This is a genomic window from Amycolatopsis sp. NPDC104819, assembly GCF_055583145.1.
Genome location: NZ_JBVJON010000007.1, coordinates 84,586 through 96,763, shown reverse-complemented (window position 1 = coordinate 96,763; position 12,178 = coordinate 84,586). Strand labels below are relative to the sequence as shown.

The following is a 12,178-nucleotide window of genomic DNA, read 5'->3' as shown; positions in this document are numbered from 1 at the left end:
TTCTGTGCGAAGAAGCTCCACCCTGCTCCTTTCGCTCGCGGTGGTGGGTGGCCTGACCGGCGCCCTGCCGGCGACGGCGTCCGCGCAGGGACGTCAGGACATTCCGCAGTCGCACCCGTTGTGGGCGAACGCGCAGGCGAAGGTCGCCGACACGGCGCCCGCGTCCAAGCTCAGCTTCCGGGTCTACCTGAACCAGCGCGACAACGCCGGCGCCGAGGCGCTGGCGCAGGCCGTGTCCGACCCGGACAGCAAGACCTACCGCCAGTTCCTGAGCACCGACCAGGTGCGGGACCGGTTCGCCGCCAGCGACGCGACGGTCAACGCCGTCAAGGCGTGGCTGACCGGCAGCGGGTTCAGCATCGGCGACGTGCCGTCGAACCGCGCGTACGTCGAGGCCACCGGCACCGCCGACCAGACGCAGAACGCCTTCGCGGTCAAGCTGGGCAAGTACAAGGTCAAGGGCCAGACCCTCCGCGCCGCCGACAAGAACCTGTCGGTGCCGGCGAACCTGGCGAACGACGTGCTCGGTGTTGTCGGTGTCGACCAGGCCACCAACCTGTTCAAGCCCGACCACGCCACCGGCTCCGCGACGCCGTCCGACGTCCCGCCCGGGCCCGGCTTCCGCAACGCGAAGCCGTGCAGCGCGTACTACGGCGAGAAGGTCGACACCACCGACCCCGCCTACAACGGCAAGCACCTGCCGTACGCCCCCTGCGGCTACACCCCGGCGCAGCTGCGCTCGGCCTACGGCGTCGACAAGGTCGGCGCGGACGGCAAGGGCACCACGATCGCCATCGTGGACGCGTTCGCCTCGCCGACGATCTACTCCGACGCGAGCACCTACGCGAAGAAGAACGACCCGCAGCACCCGCTGAAGCAGAGCCAGTTCAAGCAGCACGTCTTCCCGGCGAACCCGGTCCTCGAGCCGCCGGACCAGTGCGACGCGGCGGGCTGGTACGGCGAGGAGACGCTCGACGTCGAGGCCGCCCACGGTCTCGCGCCGGGTGCGGACATCCTGTACGTCGGCGGCGAGTCCTGCGAGGACAACGCCCTCGACGTGGCGCTGAACTACGTGATCGCCGGCCACAAGGCCGACATCGTGTCGAACTCCTACGGCGACACCGGTGAAGACATTCCGGCCGACGAGGTCAAGGTCTTCAACCAGATCTCGCTGCAGGCGGTGCTCGAGGGCATCGGCGTCTACTTCTCCTCGGGCGACAACGGTGACGAGGTCCTGCGCCTCGGCACGCCGTCGCCGGACTTCTCCGCCTCGGCGCCGTGGATCACCGCGGTCGGCGGCACGTCCATCGCGATCGGCAAGGACGGCAAGCGGATCTTCGAGACCGGCTGGGAGACCAGCAAGTCCTCGCTGACCAACGGCGTCTACGGCCCGGCGGCCTACACCAGCGGTTCCGGTGGCGGCACGAGCCGGCTGTTCACGCAGCCCTTCTACCAGAAGGGTGTCGTGCCGGACGCGCTCGCGAAGAAGAACCAGACCGGGAACACCAAGGGCCGCGTCGTGCCGGACATCTCGGCGATCGGTGACCCGAACACCGGCTTCCTGGTCGGCCAGACGCAGACCTTCCCGGACGGCGCCTACTACGACCAGTACCGGATCGGCGGCACGAGCCTCGCGTCGCCGGTGTTCGCCGGCATCATGGCGGTGGCCGACAGCTTCGACCACTTCCACCACGGCTTCATCAACCCCGTGATCTACAAGCTGACCTCGCGCACCCCGGCGATCAGCGACGTGAAGCACGTGGACGCCGCGGTGGAGCGCGTCGACTACGCGAACTCGACCGACGCTTCGGGTGGCCTGCTCACCTCGGTGCGCACGCTCGACTACCAGGGTCTGACCATCCACACGACCCCGGGCTACGACGACGTGACGGGTCTCGGCACGCCCAACGGGCTGCTGTTCCTGCTGCTCGTCTAGTTTCGCCTTGATCGGAAGGCCCCCTCGCCGTGTCGGTGAGGGGGCCTTCCGTTATTCGCTGGGACGCCGGGGGATCCGGGGTTATCTTGCGGAGCGCCACCCCGCACGAGAGGAGAGCGTCATGTTCGCCGGTTCCGACCAAGACCTTCCCGGTCAGCGCGAACCCGCCCGGCCGTCCTGAGCCCGCGGAGCTTCGCGCCGGCCAGCACTCCTCGAAAGGGAGTTCATGGCGCTCGAAGCCGAACGCAAGCAAGCCATCATGGAGGAGTACGCGACCTTCCCGGGTGACACCGGTTCCCCGGAGGTCCAGATCGCGCTCCTGACCCATCGGATCCGGGAGATCACCGAGCACCTCGAAACCCACCGGCTGGACCACCACAGCCGCCGGGGGCTGCACGTGCTCAACGGCCGCCGTCGCCGGTTGATCGCCTACCTGCGCCGGACCGACATCCAGCGCTACCGGACGCTCATCGCGCGTCTCGGCCTGCGTAAGTGACCGGAGGGCTCGTGGGCGTCAGCGGACGCTCACGAGCCCGCCAGCGGGATGACCGCGCAGACCGTGGTCCCGCCGGCGCCGCTGCGGACTTCGAGCTCTCCGCCCAGCGCTTGCACGCGGTCCCGCAGCCCCGCCAGTCCCGTGCCGCCCTCGAGGTCCGCGCCGCCGACGCCCGAATCGGTCACCTCGACCCGCAGCTGCGCTTCCTCGATCGCGATCCGCACGTCCACGTGGTCGGTCTGAGCGTGCTTCAACGCGTTCGTCAGCGCCTCCGACGCCACGAAGTACGCCGTCGCCTCGACCGCCGCGTCCACCCGCGGCACTTCGCCGACCGAGAGCGCGACCTCGATCGGGATGCGGTCCGCCAGCGACCGGACCGCCGGGACCAGGCCCGCCTCGGTGAGGATCGCCGGGCGGATGCCGCGGGCCAGCTCGCGCAGCTCGGTGATCGCCGTCTGCAGCTCGTCGACTGTGCCCGTGAGCAGCCCCCGGACGGCCGGGGGCAGCGCGCCGCCGTGCTTGCGGTCGGCCATCCGCAGCAGCAGCACCACGCTGACCAGCCGCTGCTGGGCGCCGTCGTGCAGATCGCGCTCCAGGCGGCGGCGCTCGTCGTCGCCCGCCGCGACGAGCCGGGCGCGTGACGCCCGCACCTCGGCCAGCCGCTGTTCCAGCTCCGCGGTGAGCCGCTGGTTGTCGAGCACCAGCCCGGCGGCCGCGTTCAGCGCGTCGATCGACCGGCTGTCCTTCCACACCTCGTCGTCCTGCACCAGCGCCGCCAGCCCGGTGCCGTCGCGTTCCAGCAGCAGCCGGATCATCTCGGCGTTGCCGACGCGGGCGCGCAGCACCCCGACGAGGAACGCCAGCGGCCACAGGCAGAACAGGATCCGGTAGAGCTGCAGCAGCGGCGCCGACAGCGGATGGCCGTCCCCGAGCGCCGTGCCGGTGCCCGACGCCAGCGCGCCGAACAGCGCGATGACGATCACCGGCGAGAGCAGCCGTCGCTGCGGCAGCCGGCCGGACAGCCACCGGTAGAGCAGGACGACGACCACGCCCGCGCTGATCGCCGTCGCGACGAGCTCCAGCGCGCGGTCGGCGAAGGCGCCGCCCGCCGAGTCGGGCGAAATCGCCAGGAGGTCGCGGGGGTCGTCGTTGAACAGCAGCCCGACCACCCCCGAGCCGAGCACGACCAGGTACGCGGCCACGACGAGCAGCCGCTCCCAGCGCGACCGCAGCCTGCCGTGCGGGAACGCCAGCACGAGGTGCGCGATCACCGGGCTGGACGCGGCCCGCAGCGGCACGGCGATCGTGTACAGCAGCGGGCTGCGCGTGAACTGCAGGTCTTCGAGGAACAGCGCGACCCCGGCGAGCGCGATCAGCACGCCGATCGGGTTGGCCGGGCGGCGGACGTGCGCGACCGCGCCGGAGAGGAGGAACAGGAAGCCGGTGACGGTGCTCAGCGCGGTGTCGAGCGCGGAGTGGCTGCCTTCCGCCGCCTTCAGCGCCAACGCGGTGACGCCGAGCGCAAAACCGGCCGTGAGCAGGCCGGTCATCGCGAGCGTCCGCGGATGCTGCACCACACCACCCTCTCGGTGTGCTTCGCGGATCCAGCTTCGGGCAATCCTGGCGGGACCCCGCGGTGGTCCGGCAACGGCTAACCGTGATTCGCCCGTTCGGGCCGTCGCGTTACACCGGGCGGGCGCGCTTTAGGGTGACGCCGACGAGGAGGCAGCACATGAGCGGACTGGACGCCGACGTCTTCGGCGGGCGGATGCCCACCGGAGGCCGTGACCTGGCGATCGAAACCCACGGGATCGCGCCGGTCCCGGCGGGCAACCGGTTCGGGAAGCCGTGGCGGCTCTTCAGCGTGTGGTTCGCGCCGAACCTGACGATGACGGCGGTCTTCACCGGCACCCTCGCCGCGTCGCTCGGCCTCGGGTTCTGGACCGGGCTGGCCGCGATGCTCGCCGGCACCGTCCTCGGCTCGCTGCCGGTGGCGTACCTGTCCACCTGGGGACCGCGCACCGGCACCGGCCAGCTCCCGCTCGCGCGGCTGCCGTTCGGCCGCGCCGTGGTGCTCCCCGGCCTGGTGCAATGGCTCGGCTCGATCGCCTGGGACGCGCTGGTCGGGCTGTTCGGCGGGGAGGCGCTGGCCGAGCTGACCGGGCTGCCGTTCTGGGCCGCGGTGCTGATCGTGCTCGTGCTGCAGTGCGCGCTCGGGGTGTTCGGCTACGCGCTGATCCACCGCGTGCAGGCGGTGATGAGCGTGCTGCTCGTGCTCGCCTTCGCCGCGCTCACCGTGAAGGTCCTTTCCGGGCACCCGGTCGCCGCCGCCGACACCGCGTCGGGCACCGACCTGGCCGGCGGCGTGGTGCTGTTCACGACGATCACGCTGTCGCTGGCGATCTCCTGGGCGCCGTACGCGTCGGACTTCAGCCGTTACCTGCCGGTCGAGACGTCGTCGCGGGCGGTCTTCTGGGCGACGCTGCTCGGGCTGACGGCGTCGTACGCGATCGGCGAAGGGCTCGGGCTGGCGTTGGGCGCGTCCCTGGGCGACCAGACGGCGGCCGGGGTCGCGCACCTGCTCGGCGGTGGGTTCCTCGGCGCGCTCGCGCTGGCGGTGATCGCGCTCGCGGCGGTGTCGTCGAACGCGATGAACGACTACAGCGGCTCGCTGGCCCTGCAGACCGTCGGCGTCCGGCTGCGGCGCCCGGTGTCGGCGGTGCTGGTCACGGTGCTCGCGTTCGCGCTGATCCTCTGGATGCACAGCGGCGACCTCTCGGCGAAGTTCGAGAACGTCCTGCTGTTCGTGAGCTACTGGATCCCGCCGTTCCTCGGGGTGGTCGTGCCGGACTGGCTCGCGCGGACCCGCGGCGGGCAGCGGGTGGACGTCCTCGCGGCGGTGACCGTCCGGCCCTGGGCGGCGGTGGTGGCGTTCGTCGTGGGGTTCGGGGCGGCGGTGCCGTTCATGAACACGTCCCTCTACACCGGACCGGTCGCCGCGGCCCTGCACGGCGCGGATCTCGCGTACTACGTCGGGCTCGTCGTTTCGCTGGCAGCGTATTTCCTGCTCCGGCGTCCGGTTGACCTCAAGTAATGTAGAGGTTTCACGATGGCGGGGTAGCCCTCTCGAGGAGGAACCCATGCCCACCGCACTGATCACCGGCGCGTCCGCCGGGCTGGGCCGCGCGCTCGCGACCGCCCTGGTGAGTCGCGAGTGGACGGTCGTCGGCACCGGCCGGGACGCGGCCGCGCTGGCCGCGGCGGCCCGGGAGACCGGCTTCACGGCCGTCCCCGGCGACGTCGCCGACCCGGCCCACCGCGCTTCACTGGCCGACGCCTGCCCGTCTCTTGACCTGCTCGTCAACAACGCCAGTTCCCTCGGCGTCAGCCCGCTGCCGCCGCTGGGCCGATATCCCTTGGCGGAGCTGGAAAACGTCTACCGCGTGAACGTCTTCGCGCCGCTCGCCCTGACGCAGCTGCTGTTGCCCGCGCTGACGGCGGCGCGCGGCGTGGTCGTCGACGTCAGCTCGGACGCCGCCGTCGAGCCGTACGAAGGCTGGGGCGGTTACGGCTCGGCGAAGGCCGCGCTCGACCAGCTCACCGCCGTGCTCGGCGTGGAGAACCCGGAGCTGGCGGTGTACGCGGTCGACCCGGGCGACCTGCGCACGGCGATGCACCAGCGCGCGTTCCCGGGCGAGGACATCTCGGACCGCCCGCTGCCGTCGTCCGTGGTCCCGGCGTTCCTCCGCCTGCTCGACGAGCGCCCGCCGAGCGGCCGGTACCGCGCCGCCGACCTTTTGGTGACGGCATGAGCATCCGGTTCGACCTCCCGGACGAGCTGTCGGCCTCGGCGCCCCCGGAGGCCCGCGGCCTGGCCCGCGACGAGGTCCGCCTCCTGGTCGCTTCGCCGTCGGGCGTCCACCACACGGTGTTCTCGTCGCTGGGTTCGCACCTTTCGCCGGGCGACCTGCTGGTGGTCAACACATCGGGAACCCTCCCGGCGGCGCTCGACGCGACCCGGGCCGGCCGCCCGCTGGTCGTCCACTTCGCGACGGAGCTGGACGACGGCGCGTGGATCGTCGAGCTGCGCGCCCCTGGTGGGCCACTCCTCGACGGCCGCGCGGGCGAGCGTGTGGAGCTGCCCGAGGGTGCGTCGCTGACGCTGCTGGCCCCGGCGGTCCCGGGCGCGTCCCGGCTGTGGCGGGCGACGGTGTCCGTGCCGGTCAGGGGCTTGCTGGCGTCGGCAGGCCGGCCCATCCGGTACGGCTACGTCCCGCGGGCATGGCCGTTGTCGGACTATCAGACGGTGTTCGCCCGCGAGCCGGGCAGCGCGGAGATGCCGTCGGCGGCCCGTCCGTTCACGACGGCCCTGGTGACCCGGCTGGTGACGGCGGGGGTGCTGTTCGCGCCGCTGCTGCTGCACACGGGGGTGTCCTCCCCGGAGGCGGCCGAGCCACCCCAGGCCGAGCGCTTCCGAGTCCCGGCGACAACGGCGGCGCTGGTGTCGTGGGTGCGTGAGCGTGGCGGCCGGGTGATCGCGGTGGGCACGACGGCGGCTCGAGCGCTGGAGTCGGCTTCGTCCGGTGGTGTGGTCCGGGCGGCCGAGGGGTGGACGGATCTGGTGCTGGGCCCGGACCGGCCGGCCCGCGTGGTCGACGGGATCATCACGGGGCTGCACACACCGGACGCGTCGCACTTGTTGCTGCTGGAGGCGGTGGCGGGAGCGGGGTTGGTCCAGCGTGCGTATGACGCGGCGGTGGAGCGACGGTACTTGTGGCACGAGTTCGGCGACGTGTCCTTGTTGCTGCGCCACTGACCGACCCCACCGCGGGGCCCGCCCTCCCTGGCAGGGTCCCGGCAAAGTCGGGGCGAACGTGACCGGCGGGCCGCTGCGATGTCGTGAATGACTCATTCACCTCGTCAGAGGTCATGAATGAGTCATTCATGACCTTTCCGGGCCGCTACTGGCTCCTCAGCGACCCACCGGCTCCCGCGCCTGCCGCCGCGACCGCACCAACCCCGCGACCGCAACCACAGCGATCCCGAACCCCACCCCGGTCACCACCGAAGCCACCAAACTTGCGGTCGCCGTCGCCAGGCCGAACGCGCCACCCAGATACACCGGGATGCTGACCGCCACCGGCAGCCAGTTCCGCAGCAGGAACGCCCGGTCCGAAGCGAGCCACAGCACCAGCGCCACGGCTCCGCCCGTCAGGACCGGGATCGCCCAGACGACCAGGCTCGTCGCCGCGTCCATGCCGAGCGACCGGAGCCACTCGAACGACGCCTGGCCCAGGCCGACGAAGAGCACGACCAGCGCCACGCGGACGCCCGTGGCCCCTTGGCCTCCTCGGTGTGCGGTGCTCGTCATGACATCCCTCCCGATCTCGTGGTCACCCATACCACGTTCGGGTGGAGCGAGCGGTTGCCCGGATCGGGGGATTTCCTGACTGGGCGTCCAGATGCCGGGAACATCGGACAGCGGGCTCCGCACCCCGCATGCTCGTCCGGCACCACCTGAGAACAGGTCCCCCGTAGGGGCACTGGCCATCGATGTCAAGGAATCTCACGAGAATTCCCGGGATGCGGATGGCTATGCGCCCCAGTGGGTGACCGTGCGAACCTCGCCCCGAACACCGATCCCCGAAAGGCGACGCCGACGTGCGCACCCACCACAGAACCCGCTTCCTGGCTCCGGCGCTGACGGCCCTGGCCGCCCTGACCGCGGTCGGCCTGCTCGCGGGCTGCTCCCGCGCCGCGGAGAGCGCCGCGCCCGCCGCCAACGCCGGCGCGGCCGCCGAGGTGCGGCTCGGGTTCTTCCCGAACGTCACGCACGCGCCGGCGCTGATCGGCGTCAAGAAGGACTTCTTCAAGCAGGAGCTCGGCTCGACCAAGCTCACCACCCAGACGTTCAACGCGGGCCCCGAAGAGGTCAACGCGCTGCTGGGCAACTCCCTCGACATCGCCTTCATCGGCTCCGGCCCGGCGATCAACGCCTTCACCAAGTCCAAGGGCACCATCCAGCTCATCTCCGGCGCTGTCTCGGGTGGCGCTCAGCTGGTCGTCAAGCCGGACATCACCAGCGTCGACGGCCTCAAGGGCAAGACCATCGCGACGCCGCAGCTGGCCAACACCCAGGACGTCGCGCTCAAGAAGTTCCTCGCCGGCAAGAACCTGACCGGCCAGGTCAAGATCACCAACCTGGACAACTCCAAGACGCTCGACGCCTTCAAGAAGGGCGAGGTCGACGGCGGCTGGCTGCCCGAGCCGTGGGCGTCGCGGCTGGTGCTGGACGCCGGCGCGAAGGTCCTGGTCGACGAGAAGGACCTGTGGCCCGGCGGCCGCTTCCCGACCACCGTCGTCATCGTGCGCAGCGAGTTCCTGCAGCAGCACCCGGACACCGTCCGCGCCGTGCTGAAGGGCCAGCTGGCCGCGATCGACTGGGCGAAGGCCAACCCGGCGGACGCGAAGACCGTCGTCAACGGCGCGCTCAAGGAGCTCGCCGGCAGCAGCCTGAGCCCCGCGGTCATCGACCGCGCCTTCTCCGGCATCGAGCTGACCACCGACCCGGTCCCGGCCGAGTTCCCGCAGCTCGCACAGGACTCGGTCACCGCCGGAGTGGTGAAGACCGCGGTCGCGCTCAAGGGCTTCGCCGACTTCGGCCCGCTCAACGACGTGCTCAAGGAGAAGAACCAGCCCGCCGTGAACGCGCCCGAACTCGCCAAGTGACCCGGAGAGGCAGCTCACGATGACCACCACCCTCCCGACCGGCCGGACCAGTCCTCCCGGCGCGGCCGCGGTGCGCCTGGACGGCGTACGCAAGACCTTCGGCCCGGCCGGGCGGGCGGTGGTCGCGCTCGACGGGGTCGACCTCGCGGTCGCGCCCGGGGAGTTCGTCTGCCTGCTCGGCGCGTCCGGCTGCGGCAAGAGCACGCTGCTGAACCTGGTCGCGGGCCTGGACGCGCCGTCGGCGGGGGAGATCACGCTCACGACGTCACGGCCGGCGGTCATGTTCCAGGAGGCCGCGCTGATGCCGTGGCTGACCGCCGCGCGCAACGTCGAGCTGCCGCTGCGGCTGGCCGGGTTCGGCCGGGCCGAGCGCCGGGCGAAGGCCGCCGAGCTGCTGGAGCTGGTGCGGCTGACCGGCGCGGGGGAGAAGCGGCCGCACGAGCTGTCCGGCGGGATGCGGCAGCGGGTCGCGCTCGCCCGCGCGCTGGCCGCGACCCTGCGGGTCGGCGGCGACACCGAGCAGGCGCTGCTGCTGATGGACGAGCCGTTCGCCGCGCTCGACGCCATCACGCGTGACGTCCTGCAGGGTGAGCTGCTGCGCGTCTACCGCAGCACCGGCACTTCGGTGCTGTTCGTGACCCACGACGTCCGTGAGGCGGTCCGGCTCGGGCAGCGGGTGGTGCTGCTGTCGTCGCGGCCGGGACGCGTCGTGCGCGAGTGGACCGACGTGCCGCTGGCCGATCCCGAAGAGCTCTCCGACGAGATCACCGGGCACCTGCGAGAGGTGATCAGCACCCATGCCGCGGCTTGACCGGGCCGCCGAGGCCGATCTCGACGCGGTCGGCGCGGGCCTGGACTCGCTCGACGCCCCGGCCGGGGAACGCCGTCCGAGCTTCTGGAAGCGCTTCGCCTGGGGGTTCCTGCCGCCGGTGGGCGCGCTCGTGCTGCTCGTGGTCGTCTGGCAGGTCCTCTGGGCCGCGGCCTTCTGGCCCGAGACGCAGCTGCCCGCGCCGCTCGCGGTGTGGGACGAGTTCTGGAGCCGCGTCGTCACCGGTGAGGTGTTCGAGTTCGTCTGGACGTCGGTGCACCGCGCGGCACTCGGGTTCTTCGCGGGGGTGGTCATCGGCACGCCGCTGGGCCTGCTCGTGGCGAAGGTCCGCGTGGTGCGGGCCGCGATCGGGCCGCTGCTGACCGGGCTGCAGAGCCTGCCGTCGGTGGCGTGGGTGCCCGCCGCGATCCTGTGGTTCGGGATCAACGACGGCGCGATCTACTTCGTCGTGCTGCTCGGCTCGGTGCCCTCGATCGCGAACGGCCTGGTCTCCGGCATCGACCAGATCCCGCCGATCCTGCCGCGGGTCGGCCAGGTCATGGGCGCGAACCGGCTGTCCTCGGCCCGGCACATCCTGCTGCCCGCGGCGCTGCCGGGCTTCCTCGCCGGCCTCAAGCAGGGCTGGGCGTTCTCGTGGCGCTCGCTGATGGCGGCCGAGCTGATCGCGCTGTCGCCGCAGCTGGGGGTCGGGCTCGGCGCCTACCTCAACCAGGGGTCCTCGCTCAACAGCATCGAGACGGTGATCGCGGCGATCTTCCTGATCCTGCTGGTCGGCATCGGGATCGAGCTGCTGGTCTTCCGCCCGCTGGAGCGTGCGGTGCTGCGGGCCCGCGGTCTCACTTCGTCGCTCTGAAAACTTCTCGCCCGGTGATGTCGAAGCCACGGCTTCGGCGTCGACGTCCCCTTCGCAAGCCGACGAAGGGAGCAGGCGATGGTGGTTCCGGTGCTGGTGGCGACGGTGGCGGCGTTCGTGGTGAGCGCGGTCTGGTACTCGGTGTTCGGCCGGGTCTGGGCGCAGCTGAGCGTGGCGGGGGCGGCCGCCCGGCCGTCACCGTGGCGGATGGGGGCGGAGTTCACCCGGACGCTGGTGCTGGTGGTGGTCTTCGCGGTGCTGGCCGCCGCGACGTCCTGGCCGGTCCTGGGCCTGGCCGCGCTGGTCTGGGCAGGGTTCCCGGTGCTGATCCTGGCGGGCTCGGTGCTGCACGAGCGCGTCCCGGTCCGGCTCGCGGCGTTGCACGCGGGCGACTGGCTGGTGAAGATCGTGGTCGTGGCGGCGGTGCTGGCGGTGTGGCGATGACGGGCGTGCTCCTCGACGGGATCGCGTTCGGCGAGTCCCCGCGCTGGCACGACGGCCGTCTGTGGTTCGCCGACTGGCTCGCGCACGAGATCGTGGCCGTTGATCCGGGCGGCACGCGCGAGGTGGTCTTCCGCGCGGACTTCCCGACCATGCCGATGTGTTTCGGCTTCCTCGACGGCCGGCCGCTGGTCGTGTCGTCGTCGGACGGCCTGCTGCTGCGGCTGTCCGCCGACGGTTCCCTGGTCACGCACGCCGAGCTGGGCGGAACGGGCTACAACGAGATCGTCGTGGCCGGTGACGGCGGCTGCTACGTCAACGGCGGCGGGTTCGACCTGATGGCGGGGGAGGCGCCGCGCCCGGGCGCGATCCTGCACGTCACGCGCGACGGCGTCGTGCGGCGAGTGGCCGAGGACATCGAGTTCGGCAACGGCATGGCCCTCACCCCGGACGGCTCGACGCTGCTCGTGGCGGAGTCCTACGCGAACCGGCTGACGGCGTTCTCGGTCCGGCCGGACGGCGGGCTGACCGGCCGCCGCGTGTGGGCCGACCTGGGTGAAGGGGTGCCGGACGGCATCGCGCTCGACGCGTCCGGCGCGGTCTGGGTGTCGGACGTGCCGGGCCGTTCGTGCACCCGGCTCCGCGAGGGTGGTGAAGTCCTCGAGCGGCTGACGTTCGACCACGGGTGCTTCGCGTGCGCGTTGAGCGAAGACACGCTTTACCTGGTGACGCAGGAGTGGCGCGGGGTGTCCGGAGTCGGCACGGGGGCGGAGCGGACCGGGCGGATCCTGACGCATCCGGTCGAGGTCGGCCGGGCCTGAAGGCGCGGTGATGCCCCTCACGGAACGACTCGGCGGTGGCGTTCGTTGACGTAACCTACGGCACCGTAACTTA

The 12,178-nt window shown here is 71.8% G+C and carries 12 protein-coding genes; 10 read left to right on the top strand and 2 right to left on the bottom strand.

The window, feature by feature from the left end:
* Nucleotides 1-4 precede the first annotated feature (4 nt).
* Nucleotides 5-1,936: a S53 family peptidase gene (locus ACZ63E_RS23100; RefSeq protein WP_465338186.1), complete on the top strand. Its 1,932-nt coding sequence runs from the start codon at nucleotides 5-7 to the stop codon at nucleotides 1,934-1,936.
* A 226-nt stretch (nucleotides 1,937-2,162) separates the two neighbouring features.
* Complete coding sequence (rpsO, locus tag ACZ63E_RS23095) at nucleotides 2,163-2,432, top strand: 30S ribosomal protein S15 (RefSeq protein ID WP_465338185.1); 270 nt, start codon at nucleotides 2,163-2,165, stop codon at nucleotides 2,430-2,432.
* 29 nt (nucleotides 2,433-2,461) lie between these two features.
* Here rpsO and ACZ63E_RS23090 read toward each other — a convergent pair whose 3' ends face one another.
* The gene (locus ACZ63E_RS23090) at nucleotides 2,462-4,006 is read right to left on the bottom strand and encodes a sensor histidine kinase (protein WP_465338184.1); all 1,545 of its coding nucleotides are present in this window, start codon (nucleotides 4,004-4,006) and stop codon (nucleotides 2,462-2,464) included.
* Between the two features lie 158 nt (nucleotides 4,007-4,164).
* On the opposite strand from ACZ63E_RS23090, the gene ACZ63E_RS23085 reads away from it, so the two are divergent.
* From ACZ63E_RS23085 to ACZ63E_RS23075, 3 genes are read left to right on the top strand one after another with little or no spacing between them, the layout of a single operon-like run.
* Nucleotides 4,165-5,526, top strand: a complete 1,362-nt coding sequence (locus tag ACZ63E_RS23085) for a purine-cytosine permease family protein (protein ID WP_465338183.1) — start codon at nucleotides 4,165-4,167, stop codon at nucleotides 5,524-5,526.
* 46 nt (nucleotides 5,527-5,572) lie between these two features.
* Nucleotides 5,573-6,244, top strand: a complete 672-nt coding sequence (locus ACZ63E_RS23080; protein ID WP_465338182.1) for an SDR family NAD(P)-dependent oxidoreductase — start codon at nucleotides 5,573-5,575, stop codon at nucleotides 6,242-6,244.
* The gene (locus ACZ63E_RS23075; RefSeq protein ID WP_465338181.1) at nucleotides 6,241-7,248 is read left to right on the top strand and encodes an S-adenosylmethionine:tRNA ribosyltransferase-isomerase; all 1,008 of its coding nucleotides are present in this window, start codon (nucleotides 6,241-6,243) and stop codon (nucleotides 7,246-7,248) included. The genes ACZ63E_RS23080 and ACZ63E_RS23075 overlap by 4 nt, the downstream gene beginning before the upstream one ends.
* 156 nt (nucleotides 7,249-7,404) lie before the next feature.
* Here the strand turns inward: ACZ63E_RS23075 and ACZ63E_RS23070 are convergent, their stop codons facing one another.
* Complete coding sequence (locus ACZ63E_RS23070) at nucleotides 7,405-7,803, bottom strand: hypothetical protein (RefSeq protein ID WP_465338180.1); 399 nt, start codon at nucleotides 7,801-7,803, stop codon at nucleotides 7,405-7,407.
* A 290-nt stretch (nucleotides 7,804-8,093) separates the two neighbouring features.
* On the opposite strand from ACZ63E_RS23070, the gene ACZ63E_RS23065 reads away from it, so the two are divergent.
* The 5 genes from ACZ63E_RS23065 (at nucleotide 8,094) to ACZ63E_RS23045 (ending at nucleotide 12,105) form a co-directional block, all read left to right on the top strand.
* Nucleotides 8,094-9,161, top strand: coding sequence for an ABC transporter substrate-binding protein (locus ACZ63E_RS23065; RefSeq protein ID WP_465338179.1), 1,068 nt, complete (start codon nucleotides 8,094-8,096; stop codon nucleotides 9,159-9,161).
* 19 nt (nucleotides 9,162-9,180) lie between these two features.
* A complete protein-coding gene (locus tag ACZ63E_RS23060; RefSeq protein ID WP_465338178.1) occupies nucleotides 9,181-9,972 on the top strand; it encodes an ABC transporter ATP-binding protein in 792 nt (263 codons plus the stop codon).
* Nucleotides 9,959-10,843, top strand: coding sequence for an ABC transporter permease (locus tag ACZ63E_RS23055; RefSeq protein WP_465338177.1), 885 nt, complete (start codon nucleotides 9,959-9,961; stop codon nucleotides 10,841-10,843). The genes ACZ63E_RS23060 and ACZ63E_RS23055 overlap by 14 nt, the downstream gene beginning before the upstream one ends.
* 78 nt (nucleotides 10,844-10,921) lie before the next feature.
* Nucleotides 10,922-11,287 carry a DUF1761 domain-containing protein gene (locus ACZ63E_RS23050; protein ID WP_465338176.1) on the top strand — a complete coding sequence of 122 codons (366 nt, stop codon included), beginning with the start codon at nucleotides 10,922-10,924 and terminating at the stop codon, nucleotides 11,285-11,287.
* Nucleotides 11,284-12,105, top strand: a complete 822-nt coding sequence (locus ACZ63E_RS23045) for an SMP-30/gluconolactonase/LRE family protein (RefSeq protein ID WP_465338175.1) — start codon at nucleotides 11,284-11,286, stop codon at nucleotides 12,103-12,105. Before ACZ63E_RS23050 ends, ACZ63E_RS23045 begins: the two co-directional genes overlap by 4 nt.
* Nucleotides 12,106-12,178 lie beyond the last annotated feature (73 nt).